Origin of the sequence: Streptomyces adelaidensis (assembly GCF_016598475.1) — a bacterium.
Lineage (GTDB): Bacteria > Actinomycetota > Actinomycetes > Streptomycetales > Streptomycetaceae > Streptomyces > Streptomyces adelaidensis.
Genome location: NZ_JAEMUX010000004.1, coordinates 121,425 through 147,281, shown reverse-complemented (window position 1 = coordinate 147,281; position 25,857 = coordinate 121,425). Strand labels below are relative to the sequence as shown.

Genomic DNA, 25,857 nt, shown 5'->3' with positions numbered 1-25,857 from the left:
GGGCGGGCTTTCGCATGTGCGCAGGCGACCCATATGAACGAACGACGGCGGCCCGGCCAACTCCCCGCACACCACTGCTCATCCGCCCCTTCCGGCTCGCATACTCGCTTCAGTCCGTAACCGGCCCCACCCGGGAGGCAGAGCATGGCCCTCACCACCCGTCGCAGAGCCCTCACCACCCTCGGCGCCGCCCTCGCGGGCTCGGTCGCCCTGCCCGCCACGCGTGCGCTCGCCGGCGAGCGGAAGCACCGGCCGCGTCCGTTGTGGCGGGCCCACGCGCACAACGACTACGAGCACCCGCGGCCGCTCCTCGACGCCCTCGACCACCGCTTCGGCAGTGTCGAGGCCGACATCTTCCTCGTCGGCGACCAACTTCTCGTCGCCCACGACGCCACCGGCCTCGACCCGACCCGCACCCTCGAATCCCTCTACCTCGACCCGCTCGCCGCCCGCGTCCGGGCCAACCACGGCTCGGTGTACCGGGGGCAGCGCAAGCCGCTGCAACTCCTCATAGACATCAAGACCGAGGGCTCGTCGACATACCTCGAACTCGACCGCCACCTGCGGCGCCACCGGCACCTCTTCACGACGTACGCGAACGGCCGGGTGCGCCCCGGTGCCGTCACCGCCGTGATCTCCGGTGACCGGGCCGCCCGCGTCCCCATGGCGGCGCAGACCGTGCGGCGCGCCTTCTACGACGGCCGGCTCGCCGACCTCGGCGGCGCGGCGCCCGCCTCCTTCATCCCGCTGATCTCCGACAACTGGCTGCTCAACTTCACCTGGCAGGGTGTCGGTCCGTTCCCGGACGCCGAGCGTGCCAAGCTGCGGACGATCGTGTCGACGGCGCATGGGCGGGGGCAGCGGGTGCGGTTCTGGGCGACGCCGGATCTGGCGGGGGCGGGGCGGGACGCGCTGTGGGGTGAGTTGGCCGGGGCGGACGTGGACTTCCTCAACACGGATGACCTGGCCGGGCTCGAGGCGTTCCTCGACGCCTACCGGTCGGCGTAGACACCACACGTTCGGCGGACACGTCAGCCGCACGGATGGGCCCTTCGCTGCGTCACACTTGCGGCCGAATGCCGCGAAGTGGGCGTGGCGGAGGAGGTTGACGATGGCCATTTCCATCTCTGTGGTGCTGTTGCTCGTGGTTCTGGCGGTGGTCTTCATGCGCAACGGGACGTTGAAGCCGTCGCATGCGGCGGTGTGTGTGCTGCTCGGGTTCTACATGGCCAGTACGAGTCTCGCGCCGACCATCCACAACGGGCTGACGGCGACGGCGGACATTGTGAGCAGCCTCAAGCCGTAAACGCCGGACGGGCTGAAACCGGGGCGGAGCCCCGGGGCGAGGAAAGTCTCGGGTCGGCGTCAGGGCTTGGTGAAGACTCCGATTCCGTTCGGGACCGGGCGTTCCGCCCCGCCGCTTGGGTGGTTGCGTACGGTCAGGGCGGCGCCGGGGGCGCGGGCGACCAGGGTGGAGGAGCCGCCGCCGTCGAGGCTGAAGGCTTCCGTGGAGCCCAAGTCACGCATGGTGTCGGCCACTTCGGCGATGGTCAACCCCGTGCGGTACGCGGCGGCGCCGTCGAGGGCGAGGAGCAGGAGACGGTGGCCGCCGTCGGCGATGCCGGCGGCGGTGCGGACCGCTGAGGTGGTGGCGTCGAGGCCGGGGAGGGGCAGGCCGCCGCGGAGGACCGGGTAGCCGCCGAGTGCGAAGGTGTACGGGGAGCGGGTGGTTGACGCGATCAGGCGGTGGCGTACCTGGACCGGGTCGCCGGGGGAGAGGTCGCGCAACCGCTGGGCGCCTGTCTCGCGGCCGACGAGCACCGTGGTGCCGGGCTCGATGGCCCCGCTGCCGGGCGCGTCGGCGGAGCTGACGACGCGGCCGTCGGCGACCAGCACCTCATGCGTGTCGGTGCCGCACGGCGCCCCCCGGTCGCTGTCCGTGCCGCAGACGGCGCGCAGCCGGGAGACGGTGCCCCAGTCCGAGGTGAAGGCCCCGACGGAACCGACGGGCAGGGCGTACTGGTTGAGGCCCCCGAGCGGAAGATCGCCCTCGCCGGTGGTGACGGAACCGTCGAGGGCGATGCTGTCGAGGCGGGCCGTGCCGTCGGCGGTGACTCCCAGTACGTCCTTGGTGGTGGTGCCGGGCGGCAGGGCCGGACCGAAGCGCTGGCCGTTCGGGACGGCGGCCTTGAGCGCGTGCCCGAGTGCGATCGCCGGGCCGACCGGCGCTCCCGTGGCCGCGATGCCGGGATGCTGGGTCTCGGTGATGTTGAAGAAGTCACCGTTGACACCGGCCACCGCGCCCGCCGAGGCGGCCAGCCGGGACACGGTCGCCCGCGCGGCCACCTTTCCCGGGTACAGCAGCCCGACGCCCACCTGACGGCTGCGCAGATCGACGCTCAGGACATGCGCGTGCGCCACACCTTCGGCCGCCTGGATGTCGAACCGGCTGTACTCGATGCCGGGAGCGAGGACGACGGCCCCGGGCGCGCCACTGGCCGGTGCCGCCCCCACGAGGGCCGCGCCGGCCAGCACACTCCACGCCGAGAGAACCGTCAGTACCGTTCTGAGCCGTCCGCCACGACGTGTCACGGTGCCCCCTGATGTCTCGTCAACTGTTTCAGGACTCAGGGGAAGTGCACCAGACGACTACGGGCCGGGTGGCGGGTCGGCCTCGACGACGCGGGAACGGATCAGAAAACGTACCCCTTCGGGTGCCTCCAGGGAGAAACCACTGCCCCGGCCCGGTACGACGTCGACGATCAGCCGGGTGTGGCTCCACGCCTGGTACTGGCTGCGGGACATCCAGAACCCGACCGTCTCACCGACTCCGTCGACAGCCAGCTCCGCGAGGAGGATGTCCGAGTTTCCCGTACGGAACTCGCCGTCCGGATAGCACATGGGGGCGCTGCCGTCGCAGCAGCCGCCCGACTGGTGGAACATCAACGGGCCGTGGGCCGCCCGCAGCCGCCGTACGAGATCGGCGGCCGCGGGGGTCAGTTCTACGCGTGGGACCACATCCATGGCCGCAGTGAACGCCTCGCCAGGTTGCGAGGACGTTGCGTGGCCGTCAGGCGGTGGGGCCGCCGCCCGAGCGGTTGCGGCGGCGCAGCAGGAGCAGGCCGCCCGCGAGGGCCGCGACGCCGCCCGCGGCGGTCCAGGCCGGGAAGTCGGAGGTGCCGGTCGCGGCCAGGTCCTCGCTCCGGCCGCCCTGCGCGCTCGCGGAGGCGGACGGGTCGGCCGACGAGGCACCCTTCTTCGAGGTGGTGCCCGAGCCGGACGTGGTGGTGGACGCCGACGGCGACGCGCCCGCCTCGGCGGCCGTGGCCTTGTCCCGGGTGAACGCCAGGGTGCCGAAGCCGAGTTGGTCGTAGCCGCCGCTGTTGGGGCCGTAGTCGCCGCCACCGCCCTCGGGGGCCGCCTTGGCCGCGATCCGGGTGAGGTACGAGGCGTCGAGGCCCCGGCGCTTGGTGTAGTGGTTGGCGATCATGGCCCAGATGGGGCGGGTCATGTTCTGGTCGACGCCGGCCGCGTCGGCGGCGGTCTCCCGGCCGGACCAGCCGTTGACCGCGCCCTTGGCGCGGGTGTTGGCCGTGTAGGCCACGTTGTCGCCCATGCTCCACTTGGCCACGTACTGGGCGCCCTTGAGGAAGCGGTTGTCGTCGTAGCCGTACAGGTCGATGCCCTGGTTCCAGGCCATCTCGCAGAAGGTGCCCATCAGGCCGACGCCGAGCAGGGCGTGGCCCTGGTCGCGGCCGGCCTCCAGCCATTCGGCGAGGCCGTCGTCGTGCACGACGGGGATGGCCTTCTTGACGGCGCCGAGGCCCTCGCCGTCCTTGAAGTAGTCGACGGCGCGGGCGACCTGCGCCTTGTCGTCGCAGAAGATGCCGGTGGCCAGGACGCAGGCCATGTTGGCGAGGTCCCAGTTGGGCCAGTAGTTGGTGACGACCGCGCCGTTGTGGTTCGCCAGGAAGTCGTCGCTGAGCGGTGCGAAGACCTCGCTCAGCATGGTCTTGAACCGGTCCAGCTCGAAGTCGGCGTGGTCACGGACGAGTTCGGCGGCGTTGGCGAACTGGTAGCCGTACAGGCCCGCCGCGAGGAACCGGTCGGCACTGCCCTGCACACTGGTCAGCGTCCCCGACCAGGTGTTGAGGATGTTCACGGCGGTGTCGGCGTGCGCCCCCTCGCCGGTGATGTGCCAGCGCAGGGCGTTCTGGTAGGCGGCGTGGATGTCCTTGTAGAGCGCGGCGTAGTTCTGCGGGGAGCCCCCGCCCCGGTAGACCGTGGCGGCCGGGCGGGGTGTCCAGGAGCTCTGTGCGTGGGCGTTGGCGGTCAGCTTGGCGAAGCCCGCCGTGTAGGGCTGGGCGCCCGCCTTCACCTTGGCCGCCATACGGGCCAGGTCCGCCTTGGTGTGGAGCAGACCGGGGTGCGCGTACGCGCCGCCCGCCGCCGCGGCCGGTGTCGCCACCGCGCCCGTGCCGACGCCGATCCCGGCCGCTGTCGCGGCGGTTCCGGCGATCTTCAGCATGCTCCGGCGGCTGATCTGTGCTGTCACGTTGGAGGTCCTCAGGTCTCGGGTACGGGTCGTAGCTCGCGCTCGCGTCGGCCCGCGCGGGGGGCTACGAACAGGAGACGCACCGGCCCGGCGGCGATAACAGAAACCGGGGCGGTGCGTCTCCCGTTGTGCGCGTGGCGGTGTCAGGCGCTCGGCGTCCAGTCGCCCAGCCAGTCCGCGACCTCCTGGTCGGCGGCCTGCGCGTCCGTCAGCTGCGGGCGGTTGCCGCTCGCGCTGCCCGCGCCCGCTCCGGTGTTCTTGTACTCGGCGAAGCGGTCGTCCTTCCAGGAGAAACCGCCCATGTCGGACCAGGGCGTGGACTTGATCGCGGCGCTGAGGGTGGAGTTGCGGACCGTGGCCTGCGGGTCGACGGTCGTGTCGCCGCCGGGGTGCCAGTTGCGGCCCAGGAAGAAGCTCGCCGAGGACACGTCACCGTTGACGGTGGACCGGTTGATCAGGATGCCCTTGCGGTTGGCGGGTGTGCTGGGCGCGGTGATGTACCCGGCGGACGTGCCGTCCCAGCGCTTCTTCAGGGTGATGACCGACTTGTCGACGACCACCGTGGCCCGGCCGAAGATGAAATCGACGTTCCCCGTGACGTAGGAGTTGGTGAGGTAGACCCGGCCGAGCTTGTCCTTGGCGGCCGTCTCCAGCTCCAGGGTGTCCTGGTCGCCGTTGACGATGATCCCGTCGAGGACGATCCGGTCGGCCTGTGTCAGCAGCGCCACCGCCTGGTGTCCGGAGAGGGACTGGTTGGCCTTCTCGTCGAAGTCGTTGGTGACGGTCAGGTTGCGGACCTGGGAGTCGTCGGACTGGACGGACATGGTCGCGCTGCCCGGGGTGCCGTAGGTGCCGGAGCCGTCCGGCTTCTGCATGCCGGAGGCGTTGCCGTACACGATCGTGGTGTCCTTGCGGCTGCCGCCCGAGCCCTGGATGGTGACGTGCGGCTTGTTGGCGGGGACCTTCACGAGCTCCCGGTACGTGCCCGGCTTCACCGAGATCACCACCCGCGAGGCGTTGTTCGCGGGCACGGCATCGACGGCCTTCTGCACGCTGGTGTACTGGCCGCTGCCGTCCTTGGCGACGGTGAGCGTGGTGGCCGCGGCGGCCGTGGTCGTGGCCGTCGTACCGATCGAACTCCTGGGCCCCGTACCGGACTTGAGGAGCGCGGGCACGTCGGCCGTCTTGTCGAGGGTGTAGCTGTAGTACGTCTTCGGGTCGAAGGCCGTGCCGCCGCTCTCGTTGCGGCCGGAGGTGCCGGAGAAGACGTTGCCGCGCTGGACCAGCGTGGCCGTGGAGTCCTTGGTGACCGGGTTCCGCATGCCCTGGAAGTAGCTGTTCTCCAGGACCATCTTCGTGTTGCCGCGCGCGTAGTTGCCGTACGACGAGGTGATGTCCGTGCCGGACACGTCCTCCAGGAAGTTGTTGTACAGGTGCGCGTGGGCGACGTTGTCGGTGGAGGGGTTGCGCTGTTCGGTCTCGCGGAACCAGTTGTGGTGGATCGTCAGGTCGGCGGTGGTGTTCGTGGTCCAGCCGATGCCGAAGGTCTTGTTGTTCTGGCTCAGCTTGTTCCAGGACACCGTGACGTAGGTGGTGTCCTTGCGGCTGTCGATGAGACCGTCCGCCATGTGCCGCAGGTCGTTGTGGTCGATCCAGACGTGGTGGGCGCCGTCCATCTGGATCGCGTCGAAGTCGTGGTCCTTGTCGTTCCAGGTGCCCTGGTAGGCGTCACGGATCGTCAGATTGCGGATGATGACGTTGTGGACGCCCGAGCCGAGGAAGAAGCCGCCGCCGACGATGTGGCCCGAGGTCCCCGAGCCGACGATCGTCTTGTCGGAGGCAACCTTGATCTCCTTGCCCACCGGGTTCATGTCGATCGTCGCGGCCACCACGATGACGTACGGCTCGGCGGCGGTCGCGTACTTCTCCAGGTCGGCGAGAGTCTTCACGGTGACGGTCCGGCCGTCCCGGCCGCCGTAGGTGCCGTTCTGGCCCAGGGCGTTGACGGATGCGAAGCCGTCGGCGGTCGCGGTGGCCCAGGCCGGGGCGGCGGCCGCGGCGGCGGCCTTCGGCTGGGCGTCCTCGCCGAAGACGCCGAAGACCGTGCCGTAGGCCATGGTTCCGGCGGCGGCGAGGGTGAGGGGGACTCCGGCCGCGAGGGCGGTCCTTCTTCTGCGGTGGCGGGCCTTGCTGTGGTTCTCGCTCACGTGTCGCTTCCGTTCCGTGCGGGGAGTGGGGTCAGCCGAGCAGTCGCCGCCGCGGGGGGAATGGTTGCCGTGTTCCTGTGCGAAGTGGGGGGTGGCTGATAATCGACCCCATCGCGCGGGAGGGTTCGGGGGGTGCGGTGTGCAGGGCGGGTGCGGGTGGGTGGGTGCTGGTCGCGCGGTTCCCCGCGTCCCTGGAAAGCGGGGGCTCGCCCCCAGTTGTCCTGAGGGCCGGGAACCCGCAGTTCCCCGGCCCGCCCCGCCGTCGTCGGTGACACGTGTGTGCAGGTCAAGCCCGGGCAGTCACAGCAACACATCGATCACGTTGTCCACTTGACTACCAGGCGTCACACGCGATTGGCTCCGCCCAGCGAAAGTCAGCCAGTCGCCGCACGTCATGGCGGCGTACACGGCGATTTCGCACACTCCTGACCTCCCCTCATCGGTCGCACAGCGAGGTGCCGCACCCTCATGAACCAACCCTCCGCTCCCCACCGGCTCGCCACAGCCTTCCGGGTCACGGCGCTCGCCGCCGCCGTCTGCCTGACGGCCGCCGGATGCTCGGTCCTCGGCGGATCGGAGTCCGACGCGGACACCGGTACCTCGGGCGGGGGGATGAAGGTCGCCCTGATCACGCACAGCGCCGACGGGGACGCGTTCTGGGACTTGGTGCGCGAGGGCGCGGAGGTCGCGGCCGCGAAGGACGGCATCGAGCTGACTTTCGTCAGCGACCCCGACCCGGCGGGCCAGGCGAAGCTGGTGCGGGACGCGGTCGCCGACAAGGTCGACGGCATCGCGGTGACCCTGGCCAAGCCGCAGGCGATGCGCGGCGCGGTCGCCGAGGCCCGCGCGGCCGGTATACCCGTGGTGGCCCTCAACTCCGGCATCGACGCCTGGAGCGCGCAGGGCCTGCTGGGCTACTTCGGCCAGGACGAGAGCGTCGCCGGCCGGGCGCTCGGCAACGAGCTGGACGCCCGCGACGCCGAACACGCCCTGTGCGTCATCCACGAGCGCGGCAACGTCGCCGTGGAGGCCCGCTGTGCCGGCGTGCGGAAGGCCTTCGGGGGCCTGACCGAGAACCTCTATGTGGACGGCACCGACATGGACTCGGTGACCGGCGCGATCGCCGCGAAGCTCCGCCAGGACCCCACCATCGACGAGGTGGTGACGCTCGGGGCGCAGTTCGCGCTCGCCGCCGTGGACTCGGTCGACGAGTCGGGCAGCAAGGCGAAGGTCGCCACGTTCGACCTCAACAAAGACATGGTCAAGGCCGTGCAAAGCGGTGATGTGCAGTTCGCGGTGGACCAGCAGCCCTATCTCCAGGGCTACCTCGCGGTCGACGCGCTCTGGCTCTACCGCACCAACGGCAACATCAGCGGCGGCGGCGTGGAGCCCGTGCTCACCGGCCCCGCGTTCGTGACCAAGAAGAACCTCGCCAAAATCGCGAAGTTCGCGGCGAACGGGACCCGTTGACGTGAAGCGGACGGCGCCCGACGCGACCGCCCGCGGCCCCGCCGTCCCGGTGGCCGGGAACGGCCAACCGGAACCTTCCGTTCGGGCATGACCACACGCCGGAACCCAAGCATCCGGAACGGTCGTGTAACGGCGACGCCAAACTTCCGACCTCCCCTGACACGTGTGTTCACTTGTGCGGATAACATCCTGCGCATCCCCTGTGCGTCGTACTGACAGGTGTCCACCCATCATCCGGGACCCCTGTCGCCCGTATCCAGCCCCTTCCGCTCCCCGCCCCAACCGCCCAAGGACGACGATGCCCCCACGGACCGGCGCCCGGCGCCGTCTCGGCTCCATACGTCTCTCGCTGATCCTGCTGGCTCTGATCCCCAGCGTCACGCTCACCGCGAGCTGGGCCGTGACGACGACCCAGATGTTCTCGGAGGGCCTGCGGCTGCGGTCGCAGACCGGACTGAGCAAGTCCACCGGCGCCATGGGAACCGAGGCGACCCTCGCCCTCCAGCGCGAACGCGCGCTGTCGGCCGCCTACATGGCCGCCCCCGGCAGCTCCATGGACGCCCTGGAGCAGCAGCGCGAGGAGACCGACGCGGCGGTCGCGAAACTCGCCGCGCGCGCGGGCGCGATCGAGGACGCCCCCGACCGCATCGGCGAGCGGCTGTACTCGGTGATGGCCGGCTCGGGCAGCCTGGAGTACTACCGGGACCAGGTGGACAACCCCACCGACATCACCCCCGAGCAGGCCCTGGACCAGTATTCGGAGATCATCGACGGCCAGATCCACGCCTTCCAGGCGCTCTCCCAGGTCGACGACGGCGAGCTCACCTCGCTGGCCGGCCCGCTCGTCATCCTCGAACAGGCCGCCGAGCTGGTCTCCCAGGAGGACGCGCTCCTCACCCTCAACTGGCCGTCCGGCCGGTTCGACGAGGCGACCCGGGACCGGTTCGCCCAGGCGGTCAACGCCCGGCGCTGGCTCGTCGACAACCAGCTCGTCCCCTCGCTGGAGGGCGAGGTGAAGACCGAGGTCGAGCGGATCGTCCAGGACAAGGACTGGCAGGCCCTCACCGCCGTGGAGGACCAGGTCCTCTCCGCGCACACCACGGGCACCGGCGAGTCCCGCAAGACCGAGCTGCCGGACGTCCAGGCGCGCTGGGACGCCTCGATGGCCAAGCTGTCGAGCCAGTACGAGCAGTTGATCCGGGAGGAGACCCAGGGGCTGCTGGACCGCAGCGGTGAGGAGGCGCGCGGCCTGCTGATCAAGGCCGGCTCGCTGAGCGCCGGCGGTCTCGCCGCGCTGCTGCTGTGCGTCGGGATGTCCTGGCGCATCACCCGCTCCCTGTCCCGCCGGCTCACCGGCCTCAGGACGGCCACCCTCGCCCTCGCCGAGCAGCGGCTGCCCGACGTCGTCGCCCGCCTCGACCGGGGCGAGAAGGTCGACGTGGACGCCGCCGCGGCGCCCCTGGACTACGGCACCGACGAACTCGGCCAGGTCGCCAAGGCGTTCAACGCCGCCCAGCGCACCGCCGTGCACACCGCCGTGGAACTCGCCGACACCCGGCGCGGTTTCCAGCGCGTCATCCTCGGCATCGCCCGGCAGAGCCAGAACCTGGTCAACCTCCAGCTCACCAAGCTCGACAAGCTGGAGCGCCAGCACCAGGACCCCGAGATCCTCAAGGGCCTCTACGAGCTGGACTCCACCGCGAGCCAGCTGCGCCGCTACGAGGAGAACCTGGTCATCATCAGCGGCGAGCGCCCCGGCCGCAGCTGGACCGAACCGGTCGCGCTCGTCGACATCCTGCGCAGCGCCGTCGGCGAGGTCGCCGAGTACCAGCGGGTCGAGGTGCACGCCGACGACGACGTGTGGATCGCCCCGCCGGCCGTGGCCGACGTGATCCACCTCCTCGCCGAGCTCATCGACAACGCGACCTCGTACTCGCCGGCGCCCAGCCCGGTCAGCGTCCGGGCCGCGATCGTCGCCAAGGGCCTCGCCATCGAGGTCGAGGACCGCGGACTGGGCATGTCCGAGGAGGACTACGCCACGTTCAACACCCAGTTGGCGGTGCCCCCGCAGTTCGACGTGGTGGCGCTCGCCGACGACCTCCGGCTCGGCATGTTCGTCGTCGCCCGGCTCGCCACCCGGCACGGCACCGCTGTCACCCTGCGCGCCTCGCCGTACGGCGGCACCACCGCGATCGTGCTGATCCCGGACGAGATCGTGGTGCGCGAGGCCCCCGCCCTGGGCAAGGACGGCACCGAGGCCGCCGAACCGCCCGTACGCACCTCGCTCGTGGCCGCGCGGATCGCGGCCGCCGAGTCCGAGCCCGGGTCCAAGTCCATGCCCGACTCCGACTCCGACTCCGACTCCGAGTCCGAGTCCGAGTCCGTACGGCAGGACGCGGACGGGGAGCCGGACGCGGACCCGGTGCGGGATGCCCGGACCGCTGTGAACGGGCGGATCGCCGACACCGTCAAGGCCGAGAACGCGACACGGCCGGCCGCGTCCCGGAAGTCCTCGGCCGGGAAGAAAGGTGGCCTGATGCCGCTGCCCCGGCGGGTCCCGCAGACCAGCCTGGCCGCCGAGCTGAAGGAGGAGGCACCCGACCCGGACGGCGACGTCCTGGCCGACTTCACCGCCGAAGCCGCGGCCTCCTCGCTCGCCGGATTCCAGCGCGGAACGCTCCAGGCACGTGACGACGACGCGGAACCCGAGTACGAACAAGGGGACTCCTGGGAGGAATCCGCATCCGAAGACCCAGGAGACCGGATCCCCGCCTCCGGCACCTGACGTCCCCCATCGACTCCCCACGCAGACCGCTCATTGAAGGACACACAGATGACACGCCCCATCCCCGCCACGCACAGTCAGCTCGACCAGCTGCTCACCGGACTGGTGGACCGGGTCGCCGAGGTCGACCACGCCGTCGTGCTCTCCGAGGACGGACTGGTCGTCAGCAAGTCCACCGCGTTCCTGCGCGACGACGCCGAGCGGCTGGCCGCGACCGCGTCGGGCCTGATGAGCCTCAGCAAGGGGGTCAGCATGGACTTCCGCGGCGGCCCCGTGCGCCAGTTGCTCATCGAGATGGGCAACGCCTTCCTGATCCTCACCAACGCCGGGCCCGGCGCCAACCTTGCCGTGCTGACCCGGCAGGGCGCGGACGTCGGCGTGGTGGCGTACCAGATGAACATGCTGGTGAAGAAGATCGGCGAGCACCTCAGCGCGGCACCACGCACCGGCGCTGTCGCGGCCGACAGCGGCGAGTGAGGTGAACGGAGGCGACGCGGCGGGCCGGCTGGTTCGCCCGTTCACCCTGACGGGCGGCCGTACCCGGCCCGCCCGTGGCGACTTCACGCTCATCACGATGGTGACGGCGGTGGACCCGCAGCCGAGCGGGGGCACCCGGTCGCAGCCCGAGCAGGCGCGGATCGTCAGACTCTGCGCCAAACCGATCGTGGTCGCGGAGCTGGCCTCCAAGCTCGACCTCCCGGTGAGCGTGGTCGCCATCATGCTCTGCGACCTGCTCGAAGCGGGCCGGATCAGCGTGCGCCAGCCACGCATGATCTCCCGCGTCCCCGACCTGGACCTGCTGAAGAAAGTGAGGGACGGCCTTGGCCGGCTCTGACCCCACCCCACAGGGCATCTCGGCTCCCGACACGGTGAAGATCCTCATCGCCGGCGGCTTCGGCGTGGGCAAGACGACCATGGTCGGGTCGGTCAGCGAGATCGTCCCGCTGCGCACCGAGGAACCCCTCACCACCGCCGGTCTCGGCGTCGACGACCTCGACGGCATCCCCGAGAAGAAGGCCACCACGGTGGCCCTCGACTTCGGCCGGATCAGCATCGGCCAGGACCTCGTGCTCTATCTGTTCGGCACCCCCGGGCAGCAGCGGTTCTGGTTCATGTGGAACGACCTCTCGATCGGCGCCCTCGGCGCCGTCGTCCTGGTCGACGTGCGCCGGCCCGAGTCCAGCTTCGCCGCCATCGACTTCTTCGAGCGCCGCAAGATCCCCTTCGTCATCGGCGTCAACGGCTTCCATGGCGAACACCCCTACGATCCGGACGACATCAGGGAGTCCCTGGCCCTGCCCGAGAACACCCCCGTCATCCCCTTCGACGCCCGGGAACGCACCTCGTCCCGCGACGTACTGATCGCCCTGCTGGACCAGCTGATCGCCGCCTCGGCCCACTGAGGCGACGGCAACCCGCCCCGCCCCGACTGAGGCCTAGGGGCGGACTTCCTCCCGCACGAGACCCGACACATGGTCGGTGATCGTGTCGAGGATGTCCGCCCAGGTGGCGTCGTCGCCGAGGACCAGGAAGTTCAGGGTGAGCCCGTCCGTCATGGCGGCCAGATAGCGGGCCAGCACGGGGACGGGCACGGTCAGTTCGAACTCCATGGACTGCCGCAGCTGCTCGATCAGCTCGGCGTAGGTGTCGCGGTACATCTCGTACTGCCGCCGCGCCAGATGCTCGAACCCGGGCTCCCGCAGGGCGTACTGGGTCAGCTCGTAGGTGAGCATGTGCTCGCCCGGGTGGGCGGACACATGGTCCCAGTACGCCTGGAAACCGGCCCGGACGGTCTCCCGGAGTGTCTCCCGGGGCCGGATCGCCTCCCGCACCAGCGTCACGTAGTGCCCGGTGATGGTGGTGATGACCGACTCGATCAGCTCCTGCTTCGACTCGAAGCAGTAGTGGAAGACGCTCAGTGACACGCCCGCCTCGGCCGCGATGGACCGGGTCGTCGTCCTGGGGACGCCGTCCCGGGTCATCGCGCGGATCGCGGCCTCGGTCAGCTGCCTGCGCCGCTCCGCCGAAGGCAAGCGTGCCATGTGGATTCCTCTCCCCGTTCCCGCCGTCGGCGCGGTCAGCTGCTGTAGACGCCGACCTCGTAGAGGGAGTAGCCCCAGTCCGTGCCGCGGTCCGTCCCCAGCATCCGGACGTATCTGGCCGTCAGTCCGGAGAACTTGGCCGTGTCCAGGCCGCCGTCACCGGCCGTCGTCGACCATACGGTCTTCCAGGTGGAGCCGTCGGTGGAGACGTCGATCCGGTACGCCTTGCCGTAGGCGCGCTCCCAGTCCAGCGTGACCTTCTTGACCACGCGGGAGGAGCCGAGGTCCAGCTTCAGCCACTGGCTGTCGCTCCAGTCGCTCGCCCAGCGGCTGGAGCTGTCGCCGTCCACGGCCCGCCCCGGCTGGTAGCTGGTGACGGGGTTCGACTCGGACGAACTGGCGGTCGCCGCCACGCCCTTGGCGAGGTTCACGCCCGCCTGGTGGCCCTCGGAAGCGCCCCAGGTACCGAGGTAGGACTCGGCGCCTTCGAAGAGGTCGTCCACGACGCCCTGACCGCCGACGAGCCGGATGTCCTCGATCCAGTCCGGGACCATGCCGACATGGGCGGCACCGTCGGTGTTGTAGTTCCAGGTGCGCTCACCGGTGGTCTGCTTGTCGATGGTGGAACCGCCGTCGACGCTCTTGAAGGGGTACGTCACCGGGTTCGAGGTGTCCGCGCCGCGCGGGGCCGGGTGGTCGCCGATGCCGTTGAAGTCCGTGCCGTAGCCGTAGCCCACGTCGTACTTCGCCCGCAGCGCGTCCGTGCGCTCGGCCTCCTCGCTGAACTCCTCGGAGCCGTGCATGTACTGGGCGACGAAACCGCCGAGGGAGTAGACGCGCTCGGTCCAGTTCAGGTCCATCCAGCTGTGCGAGGAGAGAACGCCGGGGTACGACGCGGCCTCGAAGATGTCCAGGACCTGGCCGGTGGCCTTGACGCTCATGTGGTCGATCTCGAGCATCATCTTGCGCTGCATCATGCCCTGCACGGCGTACTCGCCGAGATCGGTGAGCCCGCGCACGTTGCACTGCGCGTCCTCGTCGTACTCCGGGACCTCGGTGCCCGCCGGCAGGTCCTCCTCGGCCTCGGTGGACGCCTCACCGATCGGGTTGTCCTTCTGCGGGCCGGTGCACTTCTCCGTCTGCCAGAACGTGCCGGTCGACAGGAACTGGCCGACGTTGATCGCCGTACCGAGATCGTGCTCGTCGAAGCGGACACCGCACAGCGCGTTGTCGAACTTGTGGCACAGGAACATGCTGCGCACACCCAGGTCGTACAGCTCGTCGAGGCCCTTGTCGATGTCCGACTTGCTGCACTGCGCGATGTCGAGGATCTGCTTGCAGCCGAACGGCTCGGAGGTCTCCACGCCCAGCACCACGGCGAGCTTGCCCTGCGCGACGACCGAGCGGGCCTGCGCGCTGTCCGTGACGATCCGGAACCAGCCCTTGCCGGTGCCGCCGTACTGCGCGTCGATGTAGTCCTGCAGCGCGTACGTCAGCTTCGCCTGCAGCCGGATCGACGTCATCTCGTCGCAGCTGCGGTCCTTGAACGGGTAGATCGAGCAGATCATGCCGTTGGTGACCAGGTCGTTGACCAGCACCCGCTGGCCACCGCGCCAGGCGCGCTCGATCCAGGCGTAGTAGTTGGCCTGGTGGGTCATAGAGTCGTACGCCGGCCAGTCCTTGAACGTCGGGTAGCCGACCGGGTCGTGCTTGCCGTCACCGCCGTGGGTGATGTAGTCGAAGAGCGCGAGAGAGCCGTCCGGGTAGTGCTCGGGACAGTCCTTCAGGGCGTCCGCGATGCCCGACGTCGAGAACACCTTGCCGCAGATCAGCCGGCCGCCGAACGCCTCGTTGGAGAACAGGTGGTTGTGGGCGTCGACGAACCCGCGCACATCGCCCGCCGAGTCGGTGCCCGTGAAGGGCGCGCCCGTGACGTTGATCTGGGAGTCGGGCGAGGACCGGGACGTGGGGAGCCACCAGTCGGTGGTGGCGGCCGAACTGGACGACGGGCTGAGCAGCATGCCCATCGCGGTGAGGAACAGCGTCAGCACCATGAGGGGTCTGCGTCTGTGCTGGGCGCGTCGAGTCCTGGTCATCACTCACGTCCTCGGTCGGGGGGATGCGGTCGATGGGCCAGACCTTCCGGGACGCGGGAACACCACGACGCCATAGCCCGATTGTCATGGCTGGCACAAGCGATGTGACGAGAATCGCTACTGGGGTGAGCCGAGTCAATAGTCCGGGACGGTTGACCTGATGGCGCCGAGGGCCCGAAGGCAAGATGGCGACGCGTCAAATTCACGTGGACGAGCGGAGGTTGTTTCGGCGCCGCCGTCACGAACCGGGGTGTACGTTCACGAAGGCAGGCGAACGTTCACGAAGGCAGGCGAACGTTCACTGAAGCGCCCGTACCGACTGGCGGATCACCAACTGCGTGCTCAGTACCACGTGGTCGTCGCCCCCGACGCGCTCCTCGCGCTCCAGCGCCAACCGGACCGCCGTGCGCCCCAGATCCTCGTACGGCACCCGCACCGTGGTCAGCGCGGGGGTGAGGTCGGCGGCGAACGGGACGTCGTCGAAGCCGACGAGGGAGACGTCGCCCGGCACGTCGAGACCGGCCTCGCGCAGCGCGGCGAGCGCCCCTGTGGCCACCATGTCGGTGCCCGCGAAGACCGCCGTGAACTCCAGGCCGGCCGCCAGCGCCTCCCGGGTGCGCTGGTAGCCCGAGACGCGGGTGTACGGGCCGGGCAGCTCCAACTCCGCCACGGGCGCCAGGCCGTGTGACCGCAGCGCCTGCCGGAAGCCGTCGCGGCGCTCCTCGCCGGTGCTGAGCCCGGGGGCCCCGCCCAGGAAGAGGACGCGCCGGTGCCCGGCGGTGAGCAGATGGTCGGTGGCCTGGAAGGCGCCGCCCCGGTTGTCGTACTGCACCACGGTGACCGGCAGGTCGCCGGGCAGCGGGGGGCGGCCCACCAGCACCAGCCGGGAGCCGACCGCGTCCAGCGCTGTGGCGTACTCGGCCATGCGCCGCCGGTACGCCTCGTTCTCGACCGCGCCGCCGACCAGGACGACCGCGGCCGCGTGCTGCTCCCGCATCAGCTGCACGAGGTCGTCCTCGCGGGCCGCGTCGTCGTGTGTGGCGCACACCAGGCTCAGCCGGCCCCGGTCGGCGGCCTCCTGCTCCACCCCCGCCGCGACATGGGCCAGCGAGGGCCCGGTGATGTCCCTGATGACCAGGGCGACCGGGCCCGCGACCCGTCCCGAGAGCGCCTTGGCGTGCACGTTCACCACGTAGCGCAGCGACTCGACGGCCGCCATGACCCGGGCCCTGGTCTCCTTGGACACCGGATAGTTCCCGGCCAACGCCCGGGAAACGGTTGCTACGGACACCCCGGCCTGCGCGGCGACATCCCGAATCGTGCTGGGCCGCTCGCCGACCGAGGTGCTGCTCCGTCGGCGCCTGGCACTCTTGGGTTCCGGGCTCTTCCGGCGGCCGTTTTCGATGTCCGTCACGGCTCGACGTTACTGCATCCGAGCTCTGTTTCGAGGGGTGGAGGCGGGACTGCTGGGCTGCGAGGGGAGTAATCGTTTACCCAGGCTGGAGGACCCGATGTCCAGGTTCCGCAGCACGACCCTCGCCTCCGTGGCCGCGGCCTCCCTCGGCGCCGGGTCCGCGTGGTCGCGACCCCCGACGCCGCCGAGCGCGTGAGAGCCGTCTACGGCCCGTTCCACGCCCGCCTCGCGGAGCTGTTCACCCAGTACACGGCCGACGAACTCACCGTCCTCACCGACTGGTTCACCCGCGCCGGCGCACTGGCGCGCGGTTACCTGGACGAGTCCTGCTAGGCCGCATCCCGTTTTTTGTTCCTGGAGGTCATGGGGCTAGCGGATCGGGCGCGGGGTCACCACCACACGCCGGCGCGCAGCTTGCCCCAGGTGACGGAGCCGACCTGGCCGTCGACGGAGATCCCGGCGTGGCTCTGGACCGACCTCACGGCGTTGTATGTCGCGGTGCCGAAGTCCCCGTCCTCGTTGAGCCATGTCGGGTAGGAGGTGTTGTAGTTGATCAGGCACTGCACCTCCTTGATCCGTGCCGCCGCGGCGGCACCGGTCTGGTTGGCCTTGGTCAGCGCGGTGCCGCTGTAGTAGCCGCAGGAAAAGGCCGCCGCCTGGACGTTCTGAGCGGACTGCGCCGGTGCGGCGCTCGCCGTGGGTGCGACGGCCAGACCGGCACCGACGACCGCGGTGGTGAAGGCGAGTGCGATCCGCCTGCGTGAGGTCATGTTCATACTTCCCCTCGTTTCTCCTTCGAGCCGTCCCGATGGACCGGCTCGCTGGGTGACGGTCAGACGGTAGGTACAGCCGGGGCCGCACCGCGTCCCGTGCGGGGTTGAGCTTTCGCCCAACCACGGCGGTAGCGGTCCGGTCGCGTACAACTCCCGTGCTACACCGCCTGGTTGATGCCTGAGCCCGTCGCCTGGGTCTACGCTGCGCGCGTGCTGCGGAACACAGGGCTGGTGGACGTGGGCTTGGCGCTGGCCTTCACGGCGGCGAGCATGCTGCTCGGGCACGAGCAGGTCCCGGCGCCCGGCTGGGAGCCGCTCGACTCCTCCGGCTATGCGCTGACCGCACTGGTCAATGTGCCCGTCGCCGCCCGCCGTCGGGCCCCCGTCGCCGTCTGCCTGATCGTGTGCGCCGCGTGGACCGGTTACATATCCGCCGGCTACTGGCCGGTGGTGAACTGCCTCGCGCCGATGCTGGCGCTCTACACCGTCGCCGCCGCGCGCTCGCCGCGCACGGCGCTGGGCTGCGCGGCGCTGACGGGCGGGGTGTGGATGTATGCGGGGCTGACGGCCCAGGAGAGTTCCATGGCCACGGTGACCGTGCAAGCGGTGGTGTTCCCTCTGGTCATGTGCCGGTTCGGCCACGCGGCCCGGGTCTCCGCCGAGCGGGGCGACCAACTGGCCGTACTGACCGAGCAACTCCGCCGCGAGCAGGCGGAACGGGCCCGGCGAGCGGTCGCCGAGGAGCAGGGCCGCATAGCGAGAGAGCTGCATGACGTGGTCGCCCACCACATGTCGGTGATCTCGGTGCAGGCCGGGATGGCCGGATACGTCTTCGGCTCCGATCCCGGCGCGGCACATGAGGCGTTGCGCACGATCAGCGACACCAGCAGGGAGGGGCTGGAGGAGCTGCGCCGGATGCTGGCCGTCCTGCGCACCGACGGCAACGGCGACGCCCGGGGCCCGGCGTCGTACGACTCCGTGCCCGGCCTCGGCCGGCTCGACGAGATGGCCGGACGCATCCGGGCCGCGGGGGTGCCGGTGGAGTTGACCGTCACCGGGCGGCCGCGGCCGCTCGCGCCGGGTGTGGAGCTGTGCGCGTACCGCGTGGTCCAGGAGGCGTTGACGAACGTTCTCAAGCATGCGCATGCGGCTCGGGCGGTCGTCGTGGTCGCGTACGGGGTGCGGCAGCTGTCGGTGACCGTCACGGACGACGGCGGCTCGAAAGAACGTACGGATCCGGACAGATTCCTGCCGGGTGCCGGACACGGCTTGATCGGCATGCGCGAGCGCGCCAGGCTCTACGGCGGGACGGTGCACATCGGCCCCCGGCCCGAGGGGGGCTTCGGCGTCCGGCTGACGCTGCCCACTTCGGCGTCGGCCACGCCTCAGGGGGACGAGACACGCACATGACGAGGGTGCTCGTCGTCGACGACCAGTTTCTGATCCGGGCCGGACTCGTGGGGCTGTTGCGCGCCGCGCCCGGCATCGAGGTCGTCGGTGAGGCGGCCGACGGGGCGGAGGCCGTCGAGCGGGCGGCGGCGACCCGCCCCGACGTGATCCTGATGGATATCCGCATGCCGGGCATCAGCGGCATCACCGCCACCGAACGGATTCTGGCCGGGGCGGACGGCGCGGGGCCGCCGCCCAGGATCCTGGTGCTGACCACGTTCGACCTCGATGAGTACGTGTACGCCGCGCTCCGCGCGGGAGCCTCCGGCTTCCTGCTCAAGGATGCCGGCCCCGAGCGGCTGCTCGCCGCGGTGGCGGCGGTCGCGAACGGCGACACGCTCTTCGCGCCGAGCGTGACCAGGCGGCTGATCGAGGCTCTCGCCCCCCATGACCGGGTGGTGGAGCCGTCGGCCGATCTGGCGGTCCTCACGGCGCGCGAGGTGGAGGTGCTCCGGCTGATCGCACAGGGGCTGTCGAACATGGACATCGCCGGCCGGCTGTTCATCAGCGAGGCGACCGTCAAGACGCATCTGAACCGCACCATGTCCAAGCTCGACCTCGGCAGCCGCGCGCAGGCGGTGGTGCTTGCGTACGAGTCCGGGTTGGTGAAACCGGGGCGCACGGGTCTTCCTGGCTGATGTGCCGCGTGCCGGTGAGCGCCCGTCAGTTCCACGCTGCTTCGGCGGCTGTGACCTGAGCCGGGAACCACCCGCTGACTCGCGGTCTTCCGGCGCGGCCGCTCATGACAGTGGTGCCGTGGAGCCTCTGATCACCACTCGGCAGGGGAGCGTCTCGATCCCTGAGCGGCCGGTTCCGGAGATCGCGGTGAACAGGGCTTGGGCGGCCACGCGTCCCACCTGTTCGAGGTTCATGTCGACGCTGGTCAGGTGGGGGCGGGAACCGGCGGTCAGGACCTGCCAGTTGTCGAAGCCCATGACCGCGACGGCGCCGAGCGGGACGCGGTCGTCGCGGCGGCCGTCCGCGGGGGCCTGCGTCACCGAGCGCGCGCGAAGTCTTGACGTGTACGTGGCGAAGTGGGTTCATGGGAGCGCTCCCATCGCCACCCCCCACGCCTCCGCACCCCCTTTCACGCCTGAGATTCCCGGCGCTCACCCCCACCTGGAGCCGCAGTGAGAACCGTGAGAACTGTGAGAACGACAAGAACCACACAGCGAAGGAACCCCTTACCCAGCCTCCTGGCCGGACTCGCGAGCCTGATCGGGCTCGCCCTCCTCGGGGCGCTCGGGGTCCTCGCCCCGGCCGTCGCCCAGGCGCAGTCGTCGCCCGGTGCGCTCGCCACCGGACTCCACATCGACGACGGCCGGCTGCTGGAGGGCAACGGCAACGATTTCGTGATGCGCGGCGTCAACCACGCCCACACCTGGTATCCGGGCGAGACGCAGTCGCTGGCCGACGTCAAGGCGCTGGGCGCCAACACCGTCCGCGTCGTCCTCTCCGACGGACACCGCTGGACCCAGAACAGCGCCTCGGACGTGGCGAACGTCGTCGCGCAGTGCAAGGCCAACCGGCTCATCTGCGTCCTGGAGGTGCACGACACCACCGGATACGGAGAGGAGACGGCGGCCGGGACCCTCGACCACGCGGCCGACTACTGGATCGGCCTCAAGAGCGTGCTCACGGGCGAAGAGAACTACGTCGTCATCAACATCGGCAACGAGCCCTGGGGCAACACCGACCCCGAAGGCTGGACCGCCCCCACCATCGCCGCCGTACAGAAGCTGCGGGCCGCCGGCTTCGAGCACACGATCATGGTGGACGCGCCCAACTGGGGCCAGGACTGGCAGGGCGTCATGCGCGCCAACGCCCAGTCCGTGTACGACGCCGACACCACGGGCAACCTGATCTTCTCGATCCACATGTACAGCGTCTTCGACACGGCCGCGGAGATCACCGACTATCTCAACGCCTTCGTGAACGCGCGACTGCCGATCCTCATCGGTGAGTTCGGCGGGCCCGCCGACCAGTGGGGCGACCCGGACGAGGACACCATGATGGCCACCGCCGAGCAGCTGGACCTCGGCTATCTCGCCTGGTCCTGGAGCGGCAACACCGACCCGATCCTCGACCTGGCGACCGACTTCGACCCCACGCGGCTCAGCGCCTGGGGCCAGCGCATCTTCAACGGCGCCGACGGCATCGCGCAGACCGCCGAGGAAGCCACGGTCTTCGGCGGCGGCAACCCGGGCGACACCGAGGCCCCGACCACCCCCGGCACCCCGGCCGCCTCCGCGGTGACGGCCACCTCCGCCACGCTCTCCTGGACCGCCGCCACGGACAATGTGGGCGTCACCGCGTACGACGTCGTCCGCGTCAGCGGCGGCACGGAGACCAAGGTCGCCGCGTCCACCGCCAACTCCGCCACGGTGACCGGCCTCACCGCCGACACCGCCTACACCTTCGCGGTCTACGCCCGGGACGCGGCCGGCAACCGGTCGCCCCGCTCGGCCACGGTGAGCGTCACCACCGACGACACACCCGCAGGGACCTGCTCCGTCGCCTACCGCGCCACCAACGAGTGGCAGGGCGGCTACCAGGGCGAGATCGTCATCCGCAACACCGGCACCAGCGCCATCAGCGGCTGGACCCTCGCCTTCACCTTCGCGGACGGCCAGAAGATCACCAACATGTGGGGCGGAACCCCCACGCAGACAGGCGGTTCGGTGAGCGTCGCCCCCGCCTCCTACACCTCCACCGTCCCCGCCGCGGGCTCCGTCACGGCCGGGTTCATCGGCAGCAAGGGCACCACCAACACCGCGCCGACGACCTTCACTCTCAACGGGGCGGCCTGCGTGAGCAGTTGAGCAGCGGTCGACCAGTCGCTCGTACGGTCGGCGGGGGCCGTCATCGGCCCCCGCCGACCTGTTTCAGCGTCGTACGAGATCGATCCGGTACTTCCGGGTCTCGGTACCGTCCTCGCTCGTCACGGAGACGACGGCCGAGGTGCGAGTGGTCCGGTCGACGGTGACGGTCGCGTACGGGTCGCGGGCCGTCGCTGTGACCTCGGCCCGGGTCGGGTCGGACGTGACGACCCGGTAGGCGGTGGTGTCGGGGTCGAAGGACGCGACCGGTTTTCCGGCCACCTCGACGGCGGTGGCGGCGGCGTCCGAGGAGACGCCGGCGGACTTGGCGTACACCTCGATCTCGCTCATCGTGATGTAGCCGCCCTGACGTGCGGTCATGACCACGCGCACGCCGGTCGCCGGGCCCTCGTCGAGCGGGACGTCGATGACCGGTGTGCCCTCCGTGCCGACCGCGACCGAACCGCTCGCATCGGTCCACGGACCGTCGTCGGCCGCCCTGACCTGCACCTTCAGGCTCTCCGGGAAGGAGACATTGGTCCCGTCCCGGTGGAAGTGGGCGACGATCCGGGTGAGGTCGCGGCTCTTCGGCAGCGTGAAGGTGAGGGTGTCGGACGGGTTCTTGGTGCCCGACCTCCAGTTGGACCAGGCCTTCTCGCCGGTGGTGCCGTCGCGCAGGCGCTCCGCGGAGTAGCCGCTCTCGGTGAAGGTGGCGGCGACAAAGACGCCCGTCTCGGGCGCGATGTTGGTCGCTGTGGCTTCGGTGACCTGGACGCGTACCGACGCGGCGGCCGTGCTGCCGTCGACGACCTCGGCGGTGCCGGTCAGCGTCACGGCCCCGGCCTTGTCGAACGCCCCCTCGGGAGCGGCGCCCCAGGTGACGGGGAGGGCGGTCCGGCCGCCGTGCCTGCCGAGGCCGACGACCGTCGCCGGCAGCTCCGGCTCGCCGCCCACGTAGGTCTTGGCGCGGCCGGGGACGGTCGAGGCGATCGTGTCGACGGTGACGACGGCCTTCGCGGCGATCTTCCGCCCGAGGGCGTCGGTCGCCTCACCCGTGACCCGTACGGTCCCGGGCTCGCGCCAATTCCGGTCCGACGGAAGGTCCCACACCACGGGCAGGGAGCCCCGGGCGCCGTCCCGGAACACCGGCGTCACCGTCTCCGGCAGCTTCGGCCGCAGCCGCGGCACGGTGAACGCCTCGGCCCGCTCGGTGCGCAGCACGGTCTCGTCGGTCACGGTCCAGCGCTGGTTGCCCGCCGAGGTCGGGGTGTACGTCGACACCTTGGCGCCGTCCGCCGACGATTGCCCGGCGACGTCGGCCAGGCGGCCGGTGGCGACGTTCACGAAGGTCCAACTGCCGTCGCCCGTCGTCGACATGATCCACTGCGCGGCTTCGGGGACATCACCGTCCGCCGGGTCCGCTGCCGGGTCTTCGAGGACGGCCTGGTTGTCGCGCACCGCCAGCCGCTTGCCGGTGTCGGCGTTGGTGAGGGCGTAGCGCTCGCGGTTGTCGGTGCCCGGGGTCAGCTGCTCCACCGACCACAGCTGCCGGGCGCTCGCGGCGTCGGTCGTGCGGATGACCACGCCGGTGCCGTCCTCCGACGGGGCGAGCGACTTGCCGCTCTGCGCGCCCTGGAGCCGGTAGACGTGCCCGGACCGGACGAGCGGGGCATCCTTCGCCACCCCGCTGACGCCCTCGACCAGGAAGGTGGTGACGGACTTGGCGGGAACGTCGAGGGTGGCCGTGCGGTCGGTCACCCGCACCGGGGTGCCCTCCACGAGGGCGCCGTCGGTGCTCGTCACCACGGGGGTGACGGTGGCGCGCGAGGAGACCTTGCCGAAGCGGGAGAGGTCGAGGGTGACGGAGCGCGCGGTCGTGCCGCTGTTGACGTGGACCACGGTGGCCGCGCGGCCGGACTTCTTGACGGCGGCGACGCTGGACGGGTCGTCGACCTTCACGAAGCGGTCGCCGGGACGGATGTGGTGGGTGAAGTTCCGGATGGTGTGGAACTTGGAGTTGGCCCGGATCGGGCAGGTCTCCAGGGTGTCCTCGGCCGTGCAGTTGAACGGGACGTGGATGCTGCCCCAGTTCTTGCCGGCCGCGGCCTGCGGGATCGAGTCCTCGATGGGCTGCCAGAACACCCAGGCGGAGGGCTCCAGTTCACGCATGTCGTCGACCATGCGGGTGGCGATGCCGAGGCCCGGTTCCATGCTCGTGAAGTCGCTGCCGGTGCCCCAGGTGCCCTCGACCTCGCTCATCCAGAGCTTTTTGTCCGCGCCCTTGGCGATGTCACGGGCGCTGGTGCGCATGCCCGTGCCGTAGGTGTGCACGTTGAGCTGGGGGACGGCGGCACGTGCGGAGGTGTCGTAGGCGTTCCAGTTCTGGGTGAAGATCGTGGGGTTGGTCTCGTCCATCGCGGAGATCTCGGCGTCGATCGCCGCCCCTTCGAGCGCCTTGTCGAGCGCCAGGAGCACCTTCTGCTGGAGCGCCGGTCCCGCGTGCGCGCCCTCCTGGCGGCCGCCGGTGGGCTGGCCGTTCGCGCCGATCTGGGTGCCCCAGTAGTTGGTGTTGGGCTCGTTCAGCGGGGCGATGGTGTCGAAGTCGATGCCGTGCGCCTTCTCCAGCTCCTCTGTCACCCGCACCAGATAGGCGGCGAACTCGTCGACGCGGTCCGCCCGGATCTGGTCCGTGTTCGCGTCGAAGCCGCCGGAGACATAGCCGCTGACGGTCTGGAACCAGGGCGGCGAGTTGCTGAACGCCTCCCATGTGGTGACCTTGTCCTTGATCTGGTCCACCCACCAGCGCTGGCCCGAGTCGGCGTCCCAGTTCCAGTGGTCCGGATCGCTGGGGTCCCACCACTCCATGTCCTGCCGGGTGGTGCCCTCGGGGGCCTTCCAGAAGCCCTCCATCGTCGCGCCGGCCTTCATGTAGTCCGTGCGGACGTCCGGGGCGTTGCCGCCGCCGATGTTGTAGCGCGCGATGTTGAGCCCGAGACCGTCCTCGCCGAACAGCATGTCGACGAGCTGTCTTCGTACGGGCTCCGGGTAGTTGCCCGTGGCGTTGGCGAACCAGACGAGGCTCGTCCCCCACCCCTCGAACTCCTGCTGCCGGTACGACGGGTCGATCCGTACGGTGACCGCGCTCCGCGCCGCCGAGGCGGAGGCCTCCCTGGCCGACGCGTCCGCGGTCGCCGCCGGCGCGGCCATCAGCCCCGCGCCGAGCACCAGGGGGACCATGGGCGCGATTGCCCGGACGATGCGATGCCGTGGGGTCACGACACTCCCTTCCACAACACAGAGGCCGACGAGATTTCGTTGACATGCCCAAAACACCTGCTTAGCATTCACGAAACTGAAAGCGCTTTCTAGTCTCTGTGCTCCCGTTCTCGTACGGCCCGGAAGATCCCCCACTCGACCCGGGAGGAACCACATGAGCTCGTCGTTGTCCCGCGCCGCACACGGCGTTCCGGCGCTCACCCTCGCCCTGCTGCTCGCCGCGACCGCTCCCGTAGGGGCGGAGGAGGCGCCGCGGGCCCAGGCGGCGCCGCAGGCGGAGACGTCCCCCACGGGCTTCGCCGCCGTCAACGCCCTCGGGCAGAACGGCACCACGGGCGGAGCCGCCGGTGCGACCGTGACCGCCACCACCACCGAGCAGTTCCTGGAGTACATCGACACCACGGGCCCGCTGGTCATCCGGGTCCAGGGCACCATCGACATCACCAGCAAGCAGGGTGTCCGCCCCGACAAGACGATCATCGGCGTGGGTTCGTCGGCCGTCATCAACGGCGGCCTGGACTTCTACCGCTCGTACAACGTCATCGTGCGGAACATCAGGTTCACCGCCGCCGAGGACGACGCCGTCAACGTCGGCCAGGAGTCGCACCACATCTGGATCGACCACAACGAGTTCGTCGACTTCAAGGGCAACGCCGTCTACGGCGTCGCGTCGACCATGGACGCGGGCGTCGTCGTCGAGGGCAACCACTTCGAGGGCGTCCCCAAACCCTGCTACTCGGCGAGCGGTTACGACGCCTCCGGGCCGGGCCGGCTGGTGCAGCGGAACAACCTCTTCACCGGCTCCGGCACCTGCGAGACCAACGGCACGGTGACCGAGCCCCGCACCTACTACGCCTACACGCTGGACCCCACCGCAGATGTCCCCGCCCTCGTACGGGCCGGGGCGGGCGTCGGCAGGATCGGCGCCTGATCACCCCCCCATCCCCACCCCCCCCCACAGAAGGACCCCC

Annotated in this window: 22 protein-coding genes; 12 read left to right on the top strand and 10 right to left on the bottom strand. The window is 70.4% G+C overall.

Going from position 1 to position 25,857, the window contains the following annotated elements; all coding sequences use genetic code 11:
- Positions 1-144: 144 nt before the first annotated feature.
- Together I8N67_RS03485 and I8N67_RS03480 are read left to right on the top strand one after the other, a co-directional pair.
- Positions 145-1,008, top strand: coding sequence for a phosphatidylinositol-specific phospholipase C/glycerophosphodiester phosphodiesterase family protein (locus I8N67_RS03485; RefSeq protein ID WP_200301057.1), 864 nt, complete (start codon positions 145-147; stop codon positions 1,006-1,008).
- A gap of 103 nt (positions 1,009-1,111) precedes the next feature.
- A complete protein-coding gene (locus I8N67_RS03480; RefSeq protein WP_200301056.1) occupies positions 1,112-1,306 on the top strand; it encodes a hypothetical protein in 195 nt (64 codons plus the stop codon).
- Positions 1,307-1,365: 59 nt separating this feature from the next.
- On the opposite strand, the gene I8N67_RS03475 is transcribed toward I8N67_RS03480, so the two are convergent.
- The 4 genes from I8N67_RS03475 to I8N67_RS03460 all read right to left on the bottom strand — a co-directional run bounded on the left by I8N67_RS03475 (position 1,366) and on the right by I8N67_RS03460 (position 6,762).
- Positions 1,366-2,592: a phosphodiester glycosidase family protein gene (locus I8N67_RS03475; protein ID WP_372443620.1), complete on the bottom strand. Its 1,227-nt coding sequence runs from the start codon at positions 2,590-2,592 to the stop codon at positions 1,366-1,368.
- A 57-nt stretch (positions 2,593-2,649) separates the two neighbouring features.
- Positions 2,650-3,024, bottom strand: a complete 375-nt coding sequence (locus I8N67_RS03470) for a DUF779 domain-containing protein (protein ID WP_200301055.1) — start codon at positions 3,022-3,024, stop codon at positions 2,650-2,652.
- 46 nt (positions 3,025-3,070) lie between these two features.
- Positions 3,071-4,528, bottom strand: coding sequence for an alginate lyase family protein (locus I8N67_RS03465; RefSeq protein WP_200301118.1), 1,458 nt, complete (start codon positions 4,526-4,528; stop codon positions 3,071-3,073).
- Between the two features lie 170 nt (positions 4,529-4,698).
- Positions 4,699-6,762 carry a pectinesterase family protein gene (locus tag I8N67_RS03460; RefSeq protein WP_200301054.1) on the bottom strand — a complete coding sequence of 688 codons (2,064 nt, stop codon included), beginning with the start codon at positions 6,760-6,762 and terminating at the stop codon, positions 4,699-4,701.
- 468 nt (positions 6,763-7,230) lie between these two features.
- On the opposite strand from I8N67_RS03460, the gene I8N67_RS03455 reads away from it, so the two are divergent.
- The 5 genes from I8N67_RS03455 to I8N67_RS03435 all read left to right on the top strand — a co-directional run bounded on the left by I8N67_RS03455 (position 7,231) and on the right by I8N67_RS03435 (position 12,420).
- Positions 7,231-8,232: a substrate-binding domain-containing protein gene (locus I8N67_RS03455; RefSeq protein WP_200301053.1), complete on the top strand. Its 1,002-nt coding sequence runs from the start codon at positions 7,231-7,233 to the stop codon at positions 8,230-8,232.
- A gap of 298 nt (positions 8,233-8,530) precedes the next feature.
- Positions 8,531-11,017, top strand: coding sequence for a sensor histidine kinase (locus I8N67_RS03450; protein WP_200301052.1), 2,487 nt, complete (start codon positions 8,531-8,533; stop codon positions 11,015-11,017).
- 48 nt (positions 11,018-11,065) lie between these two features.
- Positions 11,066-11,494: a roadblock/LC7 domain-containing protein gene (locus I8N67_RS03445; RefSeq protein WP_013005296.1), complete on the top strand. Its 429-nt coding sequence runs from the start codon at positions 11,066-11,068 to the stop codon at positions 11,492-11,494.
- Between the two features lies 1 nt (position 11,495).
- Positions 11,496-11,852, top strand: a complete 357-nt coding sequence (locus tag I8N67_RS03440; protein ID WP_200301051.1) for a DUF742 domain-containing protein — start codon at positions 11,496-11,498, stop codon at positions 11,850-11,852.
- Entirely contained in the window at positions 11,839-12,420 is a 582-nt protein-coding gene (locus I8N67_RS03435) for a GTP-binding protein (RefSeq protein ID WP_200301050.1), read from the top strand. The genes I8N67_RS03440 and I8N67_RS03435 overlap by 14 nt, the downstream gene beginning before the upstream one ends.
- 33 nt (positions 12,421-12,453) lie before the next feature.
- Here I8N67_RS03435 and I8N67_RS03430 read toward each other — a convergent pair whose 3' ends face one another.
- From I8N67_RS03430 to I8N67_RS03420, 3 genes are all read right to left on the bottom strand, one after another.
- Positions 12,454-13,059 carry a TetR/AcrR family transcriptional regulator gene (locus I8N67_RS03430; RefSeq protein WP_200301049.1) on the bottom strand — a complete coding sequence of 202 codons (606 nt, stop codon included), beginning with the start codon at positions 13,057-13,059 and terminating at the stop codon, positions 12,454-12,456.
- Between the two features lie 35 nt (positions 13,060-13,094).
- Positions 13,095-15,113, bottom strand: a complete 2,019-nt coding sequence (locus I8N67_RS03425; protein ID WP_372443623.1) for a galactose-binding domain-containing protein — start codon at positions 15,111-15,113, stop codon at positions 13,095-13,097.
- A 340-nt stretch (positions 15,114-15,453) separates the two neighbouring features.
- Positions 15,454-16,569, bottom strand: coding sequence for a LacI family DNA-binding transcriptional regulator (locus tag I8N67_RS03420; protein ID WP_200301047.1), 1,116 nt, complete (start codon positions 16,567-16,569; stop codon positions 15,454-15,456).
- Positions 16,570-16,731: 162 nt separating this feature from the next.
- Here I8N67_RS03420 and I8N67_RS03415 point away from each other — a divergent pair, with 162 nt between their 5' ends.
- Complete coding sequence (locus tag I8N67_RS03415) at positions 16,732-16,902, top strand: hypothetical protein (RefSeq protein WP_307835135.1); 171 nt, start codon at positions 16,732-16,734, stop codon at positions 16,900-16,902.
- A 56-nt stretch (positions 16,903-16,958) separates the two neighbouring features.
- On the opposite strand, the gene I8N67_RS03410 is transcribed toward I8N67_RS03415, so the two are convergent.
- A complete protein-coding gene (locus tag I8N67_RS03410) occupies positions 16,959-17,339 on the bottom strand; it encodes a peptidoglycan-binding domain-containing protein (RefSeq protein ID WP_200301046.1) in 381 nt (126 codons plus the stop codon).
- Between the two features lie 177 nt (positions 17,340-17,516).
- On the opposite strand from I8N67_RS03410, the gene I8N67_RS03405 reads away from it, so the two are divergent.
- Both I8N67_RS03405 and I8N67_RS03400 read left to right on the top strand, forming a co-directional pair.
- Positions 17,517-18,752, top strand: a complete 1,236-nt coding sequence (locus tag I8N67_RS03405; protein WP_200301045.1) for a sensor histidine kinase — start codon at positions 17,517-17,519, stop codon at positions 18,750-18,752.
- Entirely contained in the window at positions 18,749-19,429 is a 681-nt protein-coding gene (locus tag I8N67_RS03400; protein ID WP_200301044.1) for a response regulator, read from the top strand. The genes I8N67_RS03405 and I8N67_RS03400 overlap by 4 nt, the downstream gene beginning before the upstream one ends.
- Before the next feature lie 102 nt (positions 19,430-19,531).
- Here I8N67_RS03400 and I8N67_RS03395 read toward each other — a convergent pair whose 3' ends face one another.
- Positions 19,532-19,789 carry a substrate-binding domain-containing protein gene (locus tag I8N67_RS03395; protein WP_307835134.1) on the bottom strand — a complete coding sequence of 86 codons (258 nt, stop codon included), beginning with the start codon at positions 19,787-19,789 and terminating at the stop codon, positions 19,532-19,534.
- 150 nt (positions 19,790-19,939) lie between these two features.
- Between I8N67_RS03395 and I8N67_RS03390 the strand changes: the two genes are divergently transcribed.
- Positions 19,940-21,613, top strand: a complete 1,674-nt coding sequence (locus tag I8N67_RS03390) for a cellulase family glycosylhydrolase (protein WP_200301043.1) — start codon at positions 19,940-19,942, stop codon at positions 21,611-21,613.
- A gap of 63 nt (positions 21,614-21,676) precedes the next feature.
- Here I8N67_RS03390 and I8N67_RS03385 read toward each other — a convergent pair whose 3' ends face one another.
- Positions 21,677-24,847 carry a glycoside hydrolase gene (locus tag I8N67_RS03385; protein WP_200301116.1) on the bottom strand — a complete coding sequence of 1,057 codons (3,171 nt, stop codon included), beginning with the start codon at positions 24,845-24,847 and terminating at the stop codon, positions 21,677-21,679.
- A gap of 193 nt (positions 24,848-25,040) precedes the next feature.
- Here I8N67_RS03385 and I8N67_RS03380 point away from each other — a divergent pair, with 193 nt between their 5' ends.
- Positions 25,041-25,817, top strand: coding sequence for a pectate lyase family protein (locus I8N67_RS03380; protein WP_200301042.1), 777 nt, complete (start codon positions 25,041-25,043; stop codon positions 25,815-25,817).
- The last annotated feature ends 40 nt before the right edge of the window (positions 25,818-25,857 follow it).

What these genes read in the sequence shown, in the direction of transcription:
- I8N67_RS03485 (WP_200301057.1), top strand. Translation starts at nt 145, where the DNA reads ATGGCCCTCACCACCCGTCGCAGAGCCCTCACCACCCTCGGCGCCGCC.
- I8N67_RS03480 (WP_200301056.1), top strand. Translation starts at nt 1,112, where the DNA reads ATGGCCATTTCCATCTCTGTGGTGCTGTTGCTCGTGGTTCTGGCGGTG.
- I8N67_RS03470 (WP_200301055.1), bottom strand. Translation starts at nt 3,024, where the DNA reads ATGGATGTGGTCCCACGCGTAGAACTGACCCCCGCGGCCGCCGATCTC.
- I8N67_RS03465 (WP_200301118.1), bottom strand. Translation starts at nt 4,528, where the DNA reads ATGCTGAAGATCGCCGGAACCGCCGCGACAGCGGCCGGGATCGGCGTC.
- I8N67_RS03455 (WP_200301053.1), top strand. Translation starts at nt 7,231, where the DNA reads ATGAACCAACCCTCCGCTCCCCACCGGCTCGCCACAGCCTTCCGGGTC.
- I8N67_RS03450 (WP_200301052.1), top strand. Translation starts at nt 8,531, where the DNA reads ATGCCCCCACGGACCGGCGCCCGGCGCCGTCTCGGCTCCATACGTCTC.
- I8N67_RS03445 (WP_013005296.1), top strand. Translation starts at nt 11,066, where the DNA reads ATGACACGCCCCATCCCCGCCACGCACAGTCAGCTCGACCAGCTGCTC.
- I8N67_RS03430 (WP_200301049.1), bottom strand. Translation starts at nt 13,059, where the DNA reads ATGGCACGCTTGCCTTCGGCGGAGCGGCGCAGGCAGCTGACCGAGGCC.
- I8N67_RS03425 (WP_372443623.1), bottom strand. Translation starts at nt 15,113, where the DNA reads ATGGTGCTGACGCTGTTCCTCACCGCGATGGGCATGCTGCTCAGCCCG.
- I8N67_RS03410 (WP_200301046.1), bottom strand. Translation starts at nt 17,339, where the DNA reads ATGACCTCACGCAGGCGGATCGCACTCGCCTTCACCACCGCGGTCGTC.
- I8N67_RS03405 (WP_200301045.1), top strand. Translation starts at nt 17,517, where the DNA reads ATGCCTGAGCCCGTCGCCTGGGTCTACGCTGCGCGCGTGCTGCGGAAC.
- I8N67_RS03400 (WP_200301044.1), top strand. Translation starts at nt 18,749, where the DNA reads ATGACGAGGGTGCTCGTCGTCGACGACCAGTTTCTGATCCGGGCCGGA.
- I8N67_RS03385 (WP_200301116.1), bottom strand. Translation starts at nt 24,847, where the DNA reads ATGGTCCCCCTGGTGCTCGGCGCGGGGCTGATGGCCGCGCCGGCGGCG.
- I8N67_RS03380 (WP_200301042.1), top strand. Translation starts at nt 25,041, where the DNA reads ATGAGCTCGTCGTTGTCCCGCGCCGCACACGGCGTTCCGGCGCTCACC.